This window comes from Clostridium sp. TF11-13AC (assembly GCF_003481065.1).
Classification (GTDB): domain Bacteria; phylum Bacillota; class Clostridia; order Lachnospirales; family Lachnospiraceae; genus Otoolea; species Otoolea fessa.
This window is the reverse complement of sequence record NZ_QUKJ01000002.1, coordinates 506,377-520,842: the sequence shown is the minus strand read 5'-3', so window position 1 is coordinate 520,842 and position 14,466 is coordinate 506,377. Positions and strand designations below refer to the sequence as shown.

Here is a 14,466-nt window from a genome sequence, read left to right as displayed (position 1 = left end):
CTCACAATTCGTTCACATTTATGGCTTAAGATGTATAGCACAATGTCGAAATGGACATTCTATGCGAAAAGATGAATGTTGCGCTCAGGAATCATCATCTGTCCTGCATCATACATCTGTGAGCAAACTAAGTCAAAAGAAAGGTTGGTAATGTACTATGAAAAAAACATATTTTGCTATCCTGGGCGCGGCTGCGATCCTCTCGCTCGCAACCGCCTGCTCTTCCAAAAACGTGAATGAACCGACTGCTAATGAATCGTCCCAGTCCGCCTCCTCCGAGTCCAGCTCGAATGGCATGGACGAAAGCAGCCCGATGGATGATTTAAAAGAAGACGCCAAAGACGCCGTTCTTCCATCCGAAGGAACTGCCGATGCAAAACAGTCCACAATGACTGGTACGATCAGCGACATCAAAGACTTTATGTTTACGATCACCGCCGACGGAACCGATTATGAATTCAGCTTCGAGCAGGATCAGAAACCGGACGGGCTTTCTGATGTAAAAGATGGGGATAAAGTTACCGTAACGTATACGGGAACCGTCAGTGAAGTGGATGCATTCAGCGGAACCGTTTTATCAGTTAAAAAAGCGGAATAAGGATTGTTGACACACTTTATACCCGTATTTTTTATGGCAGTCTTGACAGACGAAGCACGCAAAATATCTGCGCTTCCTGCCCAGGCTGCCATTTTCGATCCTCTGAACTTCAAGTCGAACGTCCGTGAGACTTGGCGCGTGATTCTGGTCAGCGAAGCTGACATATTCCTATCAGAATCACTGCGCATCCTCGCGGAGCGTTTATCTCAGTCGGAGACCCAACTCCCACTGAGACAAATTTGATATTACTCACCACCTGAAGAGGTGGGAGTCTTCTCGACTGAGATAAAACATACTTACCAGGATCATGGAATCCATGTTCCGCGTTCATATTTCGTTCACACTTCATTAAAAAACCTTTTACACAATTAACATGGTTTCTTCACGATTTTTCCCTATACTATAACCATAGCAACAAGCAATGCTTACAAATTTTTTTCATAATACCGAGCTGAGTTTATATCAGCTCTCCTCCCTTTTTCAATACCAAAAGACCTCTCACTGCTGGAGAGGTCTTTTGTTGTATCTGAATCCCTCAATTCTCTCACTGTTCCGGTCTTCGCACCTTCCTGCCAAGCACCACCAGCGCTGCAAGGTTTGGCACCGCCATCAGCCCATTGAAAATATCAGATACCGCCCAGACGGCTTCCATCCGGCTGACGCAGCCGAGAAAGACCGAAACAAGATAACCCCCGTGATACAAAATACATATTTTGTCGGCGCGCTTCTGTGGGACATCCCGCATCAGCCATCCAAGGGCCTGATCGCCGATGTAAAACCAGGCAAGGATCGTGGCAAAGGCAAACAGCACCATGCACGCCGCCGTCACCATGCCGCCTGCATTCCCAAAACGGGCTGCCAGAGCCGCCGCCACCGCGCCGCTGCCGCCCAGGGAACCAATCTTCCCGGTCAGATTGTGTGGAAATACACAGAGCAGTAAAAAAGCGGTCAGGCTGCACCCTATGATCGTATCGAAAAACACCTCGAAAATCGCCCACATTCCCTGTTTCTGCGCTTCCTGCCTCTGTCTTAGCCGCTCCTTTCCCTCACTCATCCCATGCAGCACCGCCAGACTCCCCAGGCCCGCCTCATTGGAAAACACACCGCGCGATACCCCGCTCCGGATCGCCGCTGCCATTCCGTACCCGGTCATCCCGCCCGAAATTCCTGAAAAATTCAAAATACTGCTTCCATCCGTCTGTCCTGCATTATCTGCCAGTCCAAATGCCCCGCCCACAATTTTCCCCAATACTTCCGGTATCTGATCGTAAAAGCTGAACACGGCGATTCCACCTGCCAGCAGATACAGCCCCGCCGATACCGGTACCAGCACCGAAGCCGTCCATCCGATGCGTTTTGCCCCACCAAAGAGCACCACGGCAGTCAAAACTGCCAGTATGATACCGGTTCCAAGCGGCGGCAGGGATGTTGCATAGCGCAGACTATCCGCCAGAGCCCCCGCCTGTACCATACATCCCATTCCAAGCGACGCCAGCACGCAAAACAGGGCATAGCATTTTCCAGCGAAACAGCTTCCAACCCCATTTTCCAGATAGACATAAGGTCCGCCCCCATACAAAATTCCCAGATAAACCTCCGTATATGCCAGCGCCATCCCCAGAAATGCCGCCGCCCACATCCAGAACACAGCACCCGGACCACCCATCGCCAACGCGGCTGCCACGCCCGTGATATTTCCCGTTCCGACCGTCGCCGCCAGCGCGGTGCAGGTCGTCAAAAGCTGTCCTTTCCCGCCGCTCCCAACCGTCTCTCCCCACCAGACTCTGATATGACGGATCGGAAATCCCCGCAGACGCACCATGCAGAGAACTCCAACCGCCAGAAACAGTCCCAGAAGCCACGGTCCCCACACCATTTTCTGTACGATTCTGAGCGCTTCCATCCGAGCACCTTTCTATATCTATTTTCACTCTATCAAACCAATCTTATGATTTACTATGATATTTTATTCTCCAAGCCGTGATATTGCCTTCCTAGAACTCTCTTTCCATCCACATTTTCTTACACTTTCTGTAAACATCCGCAAACCCCATGACAAACCAGACCGGCAGTGCTACAATAAGCATATCGGACAGGCGGACAAATTTCCAAATCTCTGTCCTTCTGGAAAGGATGAAAACAATATGCCAGGTTTTACCACGCACTATATATTCGGCATGAAAGCATACAACGATATGCCGTTCACACCCTTAAAACACACGATCGCCAAATACCGCTGGCTCTACCAGCTCGGTCTGCAGGGACCGGATATGTTTTTCTATAATATCCCGATCCTGCGCCACCGCGATTACCGCAACGTCGGTTCCTATATGCACGAACACAAGGTAAACGCCTTTTTTGAGTGCTGTCTGCGCCGTATTGGAACCATCCGCTCGCGCCAGCAGCAGGAGGAAGCCATCTCCTATCTGGCCGGATTTATGAACCATTACATTGCCGATTCGATCTGTCATCCTTACGTGTACGGGCGCATCGGCTATCCGGTGGATGCCCCGACCTCCATGCATCACGGGATGCACGCACATCTGGAAAATGAGCTCGACGCGATCCTGCTCTGGAAATATAAAAAAAAGAAGCCGTCCGAATTTAACCAGACCGCCACGATCTGTCTAAATGGACAGGAAATCCAGTTTATTTCCCATTTCCTGGCTTCCTGCATCAACGAAACCTATTATCCGATCACCTACCGCAACAACTTCCAGGTTACTCCGGCGATGGTGCACCGCTCCATCTGGGCGCTGCGCTTCGGCTGCCGGACACTCTCGGACAAGAACGGCAAGAAAAAATTCGGCATTGCACAGGTCGAATCCATCTTCGTCAACCACCCAGTTGCTTCCGCGAAAATGGTAACGGACTCCGTAACCGACTACCGGAGCAGCTGTAACCTAAACCACGAAGCATGGGGCAACCCGTGGGATCCGACCCGCGTCTCAACCGCCTCGTTTGTTGATCTCTTCCATGAAACATTGGACAAATGCAGCCGTGTCTATGCGCTTTTAAACAGCGCCGTCACAGATAACGTGCCGTTAGATAAACAGGATTTATCGCCGCTTCTGACGGAACTGGGGAATGAGTCTTATCACAGCGGACTACCGGTTGATTAAAAACACGTACTTCGGTTCCTGGTAAATAAAAGCTGTCATATGAGAAACACTCATCTGTTTCTCATATGACAGCTTTTGTGATCACTTTTCTCTTATTATACACAGAAAATATCCCGTGTCTGTGCAGACAACCTCTTATTCTGCGTTCTCTGTCTCTTCCTCCGCCTCAGTCGTATCGTACTCGCCTGCTGCTTCCTTCTCTTTCACCTTGGAAATCAGCTCTTTGGTATCCGGAAGTTTGAAATCCGCGCCAGCCTCATAGGAACCGCTGATAAACCATGCGTCCTCGTTATCCTGGTCGCTCTCCGGAACGATGCTGTAGGACAGTGCATACTGTTTCCACAGTCCGCCGTAGGAATCTTTATCGGACAGCTCAATTGAGAAGTCCTGGGTGTGGACAATGTCGTTGAATCCCTTGATTAAATCTTCCGCATAGGTTCCTATCTGATCATCCGGCAGATCATCTGCCACTACCCAGATCAGCATGATCTGTTTCTTGTTCGGCTCCATATAGAAATGGAAATCGCGGCCGTACTCGTAGGTACTTGTATCCTTGAACATGTCTTCCGCGTCCGTGCTGACCTGTGTCCAGTCGATCTCAACATTTTCCTGGGTCTCAAAATTCGGATCTCCGACTACCGTCTCAGAAGTCGGTTTTACAATCGTACTCTCCGTGCATCCGCTGAGCAGCGCCATACACGCAACCATCATTATCAGAAGTTTTTTCATCGTGTTCTTCTATCCCTTCATTCACTCATTCACAGCCGGAACCAGCCCGAACCGCATGGCTATTATATAATATCGCCTTTTGTTTTTGTAGTCATTTTAGAAAAATTCAAAAAATCTTCATACTTTCCAAAATTTCCCGTAAACAATCCATCTGGACCATTTTACCGCCATTTAGCGCATCCAGGTTGTCAATCCAAATCCTCAACCGTAAGCTCTGTGTCATCCTCCTGCACACCCTGCTGTGTTTTGGCATCCTCTGCCTCTTTCTGTGCAGGTTTTTCTTTCAGCGGCTTCTTTTCCGTGGAACCAGTTCTTACTTTTCCACTCTCTGCCAGCCGGGACGCGGCTGCATCTGCCGCCGGAACCTGTCCTGAACCAGATCGCACATCCATGTCAGACTCCGCCTGCTCTGTGCTCTCATCTGCCTCCGCTGTGCCAGGCGCCCTGTAGGACGCGCCCATCCGCTTTTCAAGCAGTTTTTCAAACTCTTCCCGCGAACAGCCGATCTCCTGCAGACGCTGTCTTCTCCGTTTTCTCCGGTCCTCCTGGCGTCTCTTTTCTTCCTGATGACGCTGGTAGAACAACCATACAAGCGCCGCACACGCCGCTGCCAGAAGCACACTGACGACCACAATCAGCACCGTTCTCACCGATACTTTCGGAAGTTTCGGCAGGGTCAGGTGGAACGAAGATTTCGCCTGCTTCGGTTTTCCGGACGCGCCTGTATTGGATGCTGCCGGATCCGATGCCGTATTTCCGTCATCCGGAGCCGTCTCCCCGTTTGCTGCCGCTTCTGCCGCCGATGCGCTGATCAGATACACCTGTCCGATCTTGCGGTCGTTGTATTTGTAAGAAAGCAGTGCCACCGCGCCCAGCGGTGCATCCTCCGGCAGATCCGTTACCACCGTCTTCTCCGCATCCGCAAACGAAGCATCCTTCGGGATCGTGATGACTGCCGACGTATCCATCGATAAATCGGACGGCTGATAGCTATTGTCTCCGATCTGCACCGGCTGATCGCCGCTTGTGTATGCCGTCTCATTTTCCGAAATATTTACATTTTCAAACCGTAGAAAGCCGAAATCCAGCAATGCAATCGTATCCTGATAATGGGTCGCCTGCGTACTCTTCATCGTGACCGCAATCTGGCGTCTGTCATCCTTGATCGCATAGGTAACAAGCGTCTGCCCCGCAACGGATGTGTAACCGGTCTTTCCGGCCACCGCATATGGATAATAGTTCGGACTCTCTGTGTCAGTCGTGATAAGAAGCTTGTGCTCCGGCTGGATGGTCACACCGTCCGGATTGTTCTTCGTCGCCGGTAATCGGTAGCTCTTATCCTTACTGATCGTTAAAAGCGTGTCATTTTTATACGCCGCCGATGCGATCAGCGCCATATCATACACCGAAGTGAGCTGTGTGTCGTCATTCAGACCGGACGGATTCGCAAAATGGCTGTTCTCACAGCCAAGCTCCGCCGTCTTCTCGTTCATCATCTTCACAAAACCGTCGCGGCTTCCGCCCACATGCTCCGCCAACGCATTCGCCGCCTGGTTGGAAGAACGCATCAGTAGCAGGTAGAGACAATCGCGCACCGAAAGCGTGTCGCCCTCCTCGATGGCGTTCTTGTTTCCGCTGCCATCTTCCACGTTGTAAACGGCATCGTGGGAAAATGTGATCGTATCATCCAGACTGCTGTTCTCAATGACTACGAGCGCCGTCAATATTTTCGTGATACTTGCCGGCGCTTTCTGCACATGGATGTTCTGCCCAAATAAAACCGCCCCGGAGTCCGCATCCATGACAATGCCTGCCTCCGACTCGATCCCCGTATCCGAGGGCCAGTCCGGCTTTGCAAATGCCGTCATCGGCATTCCGGCAGCCATCAGTGCCGTAATCATCAAACTTATCAGTAAACGTCTTAATCTCTTCATACGATTCCTTCCTGTCAGCTTTCCTTTTCCGGAAATCCTTTTGTATCATGAACGATATAAATTGGACGATCCTTCAATTCTGTAAACAGGATCGCGATATACTCCCCGATAATTCCCACAATCACAAACAGCATCGCGAACATAAAGCATAAAAGCACTACGATCGTCGCGTAACCATTGGGCGTTCCTTTGACCGCCCACTCATAAATCGTTTCCAGCATCACGAGCAGCCCCAGAAAGCCCACGATAATTCCCGAGTAAATGCCGAGCTTTAGCGGCAGATCCGAAAAGCAGAGAATCGTATTGATCGAAAATTTAAATAATTTCCGGATGCTGTACTTGCTCTCGCCCGCCACCCTGGCTCTCGCCTCATACTCGATGGTCGTCCGGTTAAATCCGATATTCTGCACATAGCCGCGCAGGAAACGCACTTTTTCCCGGTAATTGGTCTTTAACACCTGCGCCGCATTGGCAGTCAGCGCAAAGAAATCGGATGCGTTATTTTCCAGCTTCACATCTGAAATCTTGTTCAAAAATTTATAAAAAGCAGAAGACGTCAGGTTTTTGATGAATCCAGCCGATTTATTTTTCGTCCGAACCATGTTGATAACCTCATAGCCCTCTTCGAATTTTTCGATTATCTGCGCCACACATTCCGGCGGATGCTGCAGATCGGCATCCATACACACGATGCCCTCCCCGCTGCTGTGGTCCAGCCCCGCAAGCATCGCCGCCTCATGGCCAAAGTTACGGGAAAAGTTGATCACACGTACCCGCGGATCCGCTGCTGCCAGTTCTGCCAGAATCTGCCCCGAGGCGTCCGCACTTCCGTCGTTGACAAAAATCAGTTCGTAATTCCATGGCAGCGTCTCAAAAACCGGAGTTGCCTCCCGATAGAACTCATGCAGCGCCTTTTCCTCGTTGTAAACAGAAATCACGATCGAGATCGTCTTTGGTTTCTGTCCGTTCATATTTTCCATCCTGTTCTGCATGGTTGACTGTCTGGTTTCATTTTTCTTCTTGTCTTCCATGCTGTCTGTCCGTTTTTTCTTATCTTTCTTACTCATATTTCATCTTTCAATTAAGCATCCGGGTCATCCAAAATTTCGATCGCTATCGAAGAATGTGCCGGAACCCGTTTTTCCACCGGCGGCAGCGTCATATAGTCGCCGTAAATCCACTCCAGCACATGCTCATAGCCCACCGGCACCATCAGCTTTGTGTCCTCAAACGGCAGATCCACCGCGTGCTCGCACCATGCGCCCTCCAGCGTTACATAGAGATAATCCGGCTGGTAATTGCTGTAATACCAGTGTTTCGTCTTCTTTTTGTGATCCTTCGCCGCTGCAAGTCTCTGCAGCTTAAATAAAACCGGCATCGGGACAAGGTGTCCCACACCTGCCAGCACACCAACCCGCAGCTTATCCATCAGGCTGTATTTGCTGAAATCAATCTGATCACGGTGTGCGATCGCCATTCCATAAATGACCTTCTGAAGAAATTTTGCGCTCCACGCGCCCACCTTACTATCCGGCAGGCGGTCAAGGACGAACAGATCCACCCAGAGATGGTTTAATTTTCCCTCATAAAACTGCATCTGCTCATTGTCCTCATGGACGCGGCTGTTGTCATAGATGACGCGCGTTGTAAAATCATAAAACACCTTGCCACCCCGGATCTCCTCCGGGCGCAGCAAGGACATTCCCTCCGGCAGCTCCCGCGGCGCTACCTTCAAAAACATCTCATAATTGGCACGTGTAAATGCCAGATCGACATCATCATCCCACGGGATAAATCCCTCATGACGCACTGCGCCCAAAAGTGTCCCGGAATCCAGCATATAGGAAATCTTGTATTTCCGGCAGATCCGGTCTATCTCCTTCAAAAGGCGCAGATTCGCCCGGTGAACCTTCTCAAGCCCCGGATACGGCGGCAGTTTGACCGCCCTGCGGCTCTCTGATTTTTCCTCATTCATGATGGTTGTCCCCTCATTTTCTCCTGCAACTGCTCATTCTCTGTCACAGCTGCTCATTTTCACAGGCATTTTCTTACAGGCAGAGTATCTCCCCGCCTGTGAATTGCCGCGGTCCCCGTCCCTACTGACGGCATGCCTCACGAAGTGTCTTTGCCATATAATCAATCATTTCATCTGTCATGCCCGGATAAACGCCGACCCAGAAGGTATCGCGCATGATACGGTCGGTATTTTCCAGAGTTCCGGCTACGCGGTAGCCACAGTTTTCTTTCCGCATCTCATCAAAGCACGGATGCTTGATCAGGTTTCCGGCAAAGAGCATACGCGTCTGCACGCCCTTTTCCTCGACATATTTGACTACCTTGTTCCGATCCACGCCCTCTTGGCAGGTCAGAAGGAAACCAAACCAGCTCGGATCGGAATGCTCACAGGCAACCGGCAGGATATATGCGTCCTCGGTTCCGGCAAGTCCCGCTTTCAGACGGGCGAAATTGTGTTTTCTGCGCTCCACGAAGGATGGAAACTTTTCAAGCTGCGCGCAGCCGATCGACGCCTGCAGGTCGGTCGCCTTTAAATTATATCCAAAATGGGAGTATACATATTTATGGTCGTAGCCAAGCGGCAGCTCACCATACTGGCGGTCAAATCGGTGACCGCAGAGGTTATCGCAGCCGGACGGGCAGACGCAGTCGCGTCCCCAGTCGCGGAAGGAACGGATAACCTTGTTTAAAAGCGGATTGTCCGTGTACACGGCGCCGCCCTCGCCCATCGTCATGTGGTGTGGCGGATAAAAGCTGGACGTTCCGATATCTCCGATCGTACCGGTAAAATGCCACTCGCCGTTCAGCTCATAGCGGCTTCCGAGGGCATCACAGTTGTCCTCCACCAGCCACAGGTTATGGCGGTCACAGAATTCTTTTACCTTCTGTAAATCAAACGGATTTCCCAGTGTGTGGGCGATCATAACCGCTTTCGTCTTCTCTGAAAGCGCCGCCTCCAGCTTATCGGCGTCGATGTTGTATTGTGGAATCGTCACATCCACAAATACCGGAACTGCGCCATACTGGATCGCCGGGGTTACCGTCGTCGGGAAACCTGCCGCAACCGTGATAATCTCATCGCCGCGGCACACCCGGCGCTCTCCCAGCAATGGGGAAGTCAGCGCCATAAATGCGATCAGGTTCGCAGAGGAACCGGAGTTTACAAGGGAACAGTATTTGACGCCCAGGTAGTTCGCAAGCCCCGCCTCAAACTGATCGGTGTAACGTCCGGAGGTCAGCCAGAACTCCAGCGCACTGTCTACCAGATTGACCATCTCATGGTTATCGTAAACGCGGGACGCATACGGAATCCGCTGTCCCTCAGTAAATTCTTTTTTCTGATTATGATATTTATCACAATACTCTGCCACCAGATCGAGAATCTGCTGACGCGCAGCCTCTTTTCCGTCCGACAGGGTTACTTTTTCTTCTGACATGTTTCTCCTCCTGCTTTTGCTACCGTTCTCTGCCGCAGCTGTATCAGCTCTGCCTGCTGCCAGACACACCTTTCGTGCAGCCGCCTGCATCTATCTGTTTTTCTTCAAACCGAGCCGCATACGCCCGGATCTGCTCATCCGTCACCTCGCGCATATCCGCTCCGGCAAGCCACTTCTTCGACCATTCCACCGTCGCAGCCATCGCCTCTTCTACATGGAAGTGCGGCTTCCAGCCAAATACCTTTTTCACTTTGGAACAATCCAGTTTCAGAAAATTCGCCTCATGCGGACCTCCGTCATAGCGGTTGATCCAATGCATCCCGCCGCCCCATGTTTCACAGAACAGATCCGCCAGACGTCCTGTATTGACGCAGTCACAGTCATCCGGTCCGACGTTGTAGCAGCCCGCCAGCTCCGCATTTTCCCACTGCGCCTTTGCCACCGTCAGATACAAAAACAGCGGCTCTAACACATGCTGGAACGGGCGCGTCGAATGCGGATTCCGCACGATGATTGGCTCTTTCTTTTCCGCTGCGCGCACGCAGTCCGGCACGATCCGGTCCGCCGCAAAATCACCGCCGCCGATCACATTGCCAGCACGGCAGGTTGAGACGGCGCAGCGGCCGTCCGTGAAGAACGACTGCTTATAGCTGTGTGTCACCAGCTCCGAACAGGATTTGCTATTGGAATACGGATCATAACCGTCCAGCGGGTCATTTTCGCGGTAACCGTACTCCCATTCCTTATTTTCATAAACCTTGTCCGTCGTCACATTGACGAGAGAGCGGACGGATTCACACTGTCTGGCGCATTCCAGCACATGAACCGTACCCATGACATTCGCCGCATACGTGCCGACCGGATCCCGGTACGACTCGCGCACGATCGGCTGCGCTGCCAGATGGAGTACAATCTCTGGCTTCGTCTCATCAAACACCTGTTTTAAATGGGCGAAATCGCGCACATCCCCATCCACATGGTGAATCGTCTCCCCCAGATGCAGGATCTCAAACATCGACGGCTCGGTCGGCGCTTTCAGCGCATAGCCGGTCACCTCCGCCCCCGCCAGATGTAGGATGCGGACCAGCCAGCTTCCCTTAAAGCCTGTGTCACCGGTCACAAGAACCCGTTTTCCTTTATAAAAATCAAAAAGTTCCATGGTTTTCCTCTTTTTAATTATTTCGTGTTCGCCATAAATCTGCAAGCAGCTTTCTGGCTCACTTGCGCTCATTATATCATACTTTCTTACAGGATTTGTGTATATTCCCTGAATTTTCCCTTACAGTATATTATTGTTACTGTTCACGGGTAGGCACTTTTGGAACCGAAAGTGCCGTAAGAAAACGTGGTGGCAGCAGGAATTTGCCGTATTTAAATGCGAAGCCACGGCAAATTCCGTTACTGGGCACGTATGCGTGTACAGTAACATATTATTTCCACAGCTTCCAGGGCGCATTGCCTTCCTGCCACATCTGTTCCAGCTGCATCTTGTCACGCTGGGTATCCATACATTTCCAGAAACCGTCGTGGCGGTATACCATCAGCTGTCCGTCCTTGGCAAGCTGCTCCAACGGCGCTTTCTCAAAGACGGTATCATCGCCCTCGATATAGTCAAAGACGCCCGGTTCGAGTACCATGAAGCCGCCGTTGACGATCTTGCCGTCATCATCGTTCTTCTCACGGAACTCGCGGATGTGTCCGTCGCTGTCAACATCCATGACACCGAAACGCTGTCCAATGTTGACGCCGGTCAGGGTCGCGATCTTGCCGTGCTGCTTGTGGAATGCCACCAGCGCGTCCAGATCCACGTTGGAAACGCCGTCGCCGTAGGTCAGCATGAACGTCTCATCCCCAATGTAATCGCGGATACGTTTGATACGACCGCCCGTCATCGTGTGCAGTCCGGTATCGACCAGCGTCACGCGCCACGGCTCGGAATAGTTGTTATGCACCTGCATCTCGTTCTTCGCCAGATCGAAGGTCACATCCGACGTATGCAGGAAATAATCGGCAAAATACTCTTTTACTACATACTGTTTGTAGCCCAGACAGATCACAAAATCATTGAATCCATACTGGGAATAGTGCTTCATGATATGCCAGAGAATCGGCTGTTCTCCGATCTCGATCATTGGCTTTGGTTTTAAATGGCTTTCCTCGCTGATTCGTGTGCCGAATCCACCCGCTAATATTACAACTTTCATTGCACTTCTCCTTCCGTCCATCGTTTTTATCGAAATATGTTCAAATGGTTTTCTTCCAAAATTCTCATCGCATCCCGCACTGCATCCGGGTCGTTATGCAAGTAGGTTTCCAGATCCTCATCGCTCGCCGTCCGGTAATTCCGTCCCAGCTCCCTTGATACCTGTAAATATGCTTTCCGGTACGGCGCTGTCCGGATTTCTGCCCGGGTTGTCCATGCATTTCCAAAGACCGTCAGCACGGTAAATGCCAGCATACAGACCTTTAAAAGTGTGCGGGCTGCCCGTTTCTCCGGCACGCGTGTTTTCGCCTTATCTGCCTCTGTTTCCTGCGCCTTTTCCCGGCACATACTCCAGACGAGTGCAAACGTAAGCAGAATTCCTACAATTCCCATCTGATACTGTATCTCGTACCGCGAGGACATCCCGTACTCGTCCTTCAGGAAAATCCACCGCGCCGCCAGCACCAGCAGATGGTTACAGCCGCCGCTGAGAACCAGCAAAAGCGGAAAAATAGTCTTTTTATAAAGCTGAAACCGCACATTCAGATACAGTGCCAGCAGATACGAAACAAACACTGCCAGCCCCAGCAGATACACCAGATGCAGCCGGACAAACCAGGGGCTTCCTGCCTCCAGCTCCTGAATCTGCGCCACGCCGATCACCGACGATGCCACCGCTTTCAGCAGAAACCTCAGGAAAAAGAACGGCTGGGCGGCAAATTCCTGAGCGATTGAAACATCAGTCACTGCTCCACGGTGTACGTAAACTGCCTGTGAACTGCTCCAAAGATATAATACCATCGCAAGAACCGTTGTCAATGCCCCGATGCACCAGGTTCTCCGGCACTTTCGGCTCCAGGAGCGGCTGCTTGTTTCAGCACCCCCGCGCCGATCCGCCAGCCACAGTGCGCCGTATGCCAGCACCAGAATCACCGCATAGCCGCCGCTGTACGGTCCTGCCACCAGCACGACCAGCAGGATCGGCAGAATTGCCAGAAGCACCCGGTCAGACATATTCCGGCACCGGGTCGCCGCTGCATGGTCGAGGACTGCAAAATGGAATAAAAATCCGGAGATCGACAGAGTGCAGACCCAGCCGGTCCCGTTCGTCATCATTTCCCATTTATTCAGGCTGAAATATACAAACTGAATCAACAGGAAGGAAAGATAGCCGACCGAGCGGTTCCGCTCTGCGTAGAGCGCCAGCACCGCCGCGCCCGCACCCAGGCTCAAAACACCCAGAATCATGTCAAAATACGTATTATAGCCAAATAGTTTCACATTGATGATGCGCCCCAGATACGTGATCGGAACGCGCGTCAGGATATCCGGTACAAAGAATTTCGCCGGATTTGTCACATCCGGCAGATATGAATTGATCAGCCGGATATAATCCGAATACGCCACATTGTCTGAGGCATGAAATATATACCAGATATAAAATAAAATCCCCAAAATAACCGGAAGCCCTAAAAATACACGGCGTTTCATCCGTCTCTCCTCTTTAAAATGCTCAGCTGGTTCAAGTAAAGTTCAAATAACTGACGGTGTTTCTTCGTGATAACCTCCAGAATCACACCGCTGATCCACAGCAGGAACGAAATCACATAAAGCCCGGAACACGCGATCAGGGTCGGGAACTTCGGCACCATGCCGGTTGCCAGATAGCCGCTGAGCACCGGCGCAAAAAATGCCGTTGCAATCGCAAAACAAATGAGTCCCAGCCATCCAAAGAACGCAAATGGCTTGTAATCCCGGAAGAGTCTCGCGATCGTGCGTAGCACCTTAAATCCATCCGAAAATGTATTTAACTTTGACACACTTCCCTCCGGGCGGTCACGGTATCCAACCGGGATCTCCACCAGCTTAAAGTTCTTGTCCAGCGCATGGATGCTCATCTCCGTCTCAATCTCAAATCCGGTCGAAAGAATCGGGAAGCTCTTGACAAATTCATAGTTAAAGGCCCGCGCGCCTGTCATGATATCCTTGATATTGCTCTTGAAAATCAGGTTGATAAGTCCACGCACCAGACGATTTCCCGTATTGTGGAACGGACGCTTATTTTCGGTAAAATACGTCGAAGAAAGGCGGTCGCCGATGACCATATCCGCTTTTCCCTGTAAAATCTGGTCTGCCAGCTTTCTCGCGTCCTCCGCCGGGTAGGTGTCATCGCCGTCCGTCATGACATAGCACTCCGCGTCAATGTCGCGGAACATGCTGCGGATGACATTTCCCTTGCCCTGCTGGTATTCATAGCGCACAACCGCGCCTGCCTCCCTGGCAATCTCATCCGTGTGATCCGATGAATTATTGTCATATACATAGATCGTTGCCTCCGGCAATGCCTCGCGGTAGTCCTTGACCACCTTGGCAATCGTCTGGCCTTCATTATAACACGGAATTAATACCGCTATCTTGTCCATTTTTC

At 51.3% G+C, this 14,466-nt stretch carries 12 protein-coding genes; 2 read left to right on the top strand and 10 right to left on the bottom strand.

Annotation, left to right across the window (positions count from 1 at the left end; all coding sequences use genetic code 11):
- Nucleotides 1-157 precede the first annotated feature (157 nt).
- Complete coding sequence (locus DXD12_RS06750; protein WP_107000687.1) at nt 158-598, top strand: hypothetical protein; 441 nt, start codon at nt 158-160, stop codon at nt 596-598.
- A gap of 544 nt (nt 599-1,142) precedes the next feature.
- Here DXD12_RS06750 and DXD12_RS06745 read toward each other — a convergent pair.
- Complete coding sequence (locus tag DXD12_RS06745) at nt 1,143-2,501, bottom strand: amino acid carrier protein (RefSeq protein WP_118637862.1); 1,359 nt, start codon at nt 2,499-2,501, stop codon at nt 1,143-1,145.
- 241 nt (nt 2,502-2,742) lie between these two features.
- Between DXD12_RS06745 and DXD12_RS06740 the strand changes: the two genes are divergently transcribed.
- On the top strand, nt 2,743-3,720 hold the full coding sequence (locus tag DXD12_RS06740) for a zinc dependent phospholipase C family protein (RefSeq protein ID WP_118637860.1): 978 nt from the start codon (nt 2,743-2,745) through the stop codon (nt 3,718-3,720).
- 135 nt (nt 3,721-3,855) lie between these two features.
- On the opposite strand, the gene DXD12_RS06735 is transcribed toward DXD12_RS06740, so the two are convergent.
- The 9 genes from DXD12_RS06735 to DXD12_RS06695 all read right to left on the bottom strand — a co-directional run bounded on the left by DXD12_RS06735 (nt 3,856) and on the right by DXD12_RS06695 (nt 14,461).
- Complete coding sequence (locus DXD12_RS06735) at nt 3,856-4,449, bottom strand: hypothetical protein (protein ID WP_207665261.1); 594 nt, start codon at nt 4,447-4,449, stop codon at nt 3,856-3,858.
- Between the two features lie 188 nt (nt 4,450-4,637).
- Nucleotides 4,638-6,383, bottom strand: a complete 1,746-nt coding sequence (locus tag DXD12_RS06730) for a D-alanyl-D-alanine carboxypeptidase family protein (protein WP_118637858.1) — start codon at nt 6,381-6,383, stop codon at nt 4,638-4,640.
- Nucleotides 6,384-6,397: 14 nt separating this feature from the next.
- Entirely contained in the window at nt 6,398-7,354 is a 957-nt protein-coding gene (locus DXD12_RS06725; RefSeq protein WP_118637969.1) for a glycosyltransferase family 2 protein, read from the bottom strand.
- A 110-nt stretch (nt 7,355-7,464) separates the two neighbouring features.
- Nucleotides 7,465-8,358 carry a LicD family protein gene (locus tag DXD12_RS06720; RefSeq protein ID WP_118637856.1) on the bottom strand — a complete coding sequence of 298 codons (894 nt, stop codon included), beginning with the start codon at nt 8,356-8,358 and terminating at the stop codon, nt 7,465-7,467.
- Nucleotides 8,359-8,479: 121 nt separating this feature from the next.
- The gene (gene rfbH / locus DXD12_RS06715) at nt 8,480-9,835 is read right to left on the bottom strand and encodes a lipopolysaccharide biosynthesis protein RfbH (protein WP_118637854.1); all 1,356 of its coding nucleotides are present in this window, start codon (nt 9,833-9,835) and stop codon (nt 8,480-8,482) included.
- Nucleotides 9,836-9,878: 43 nt separating this feature from the next.
- Entirely contained in the window at nt 9,879-10,994 is a 1,116-nt protein-coding gene (rfbG, locus tag DXD12_RS06710; RefSeq protein ID WP_118637852.1) for a CDP-glucose 4,6-dehydratase, read from the bottom strand.
- 271 nt (nt 10,995-11,265) lie between these two features.
- On the bottom strand, nt 11,266-12,039 hold the full coding sequence (gene rfbF / locus DXD12_RS06705; RefSeq protein ID WP_022360069.1) for a glucose-1-phosphate cytidylyltransferase: 774 nt from the start codon (nt 12,037-12,039) through the stop codon (nt 11,266-11,268).
- A 26-nt stretch (nt 12,040-12,065) separates the two neighbouring features.
- Nucleotides 12,066-13,529 carry a hypothetical protein gene (locus DXD12_RS06700; protein ID WP_118637850.1) on the bottom strand — a complete coding sequence of 488 codons (1,464 nt, stop codon included), beginning with the start codon at nt 13,527-13,529 and terminating at the stop codon, nt 12,066-12,068.
- Nucleotides 13,526-14,461: a glycosyltransferase family 2 protein gene (locus DXD12_RS06695; protein ID WP_117796293.1), complete on the bottom strand. Its 936-nt coding sequence runs from the start codon at nt 14,459-14,461 to the stop codon at nt 13,526-13,528. The genes DXD12_RS06700 and DXD12_RS06695 overlap by 4 nt, the downstream gene beginning before the upstream one ends.
- Nucleotides 14,462-14,466 lie beyond the last annotated feature (5 nt).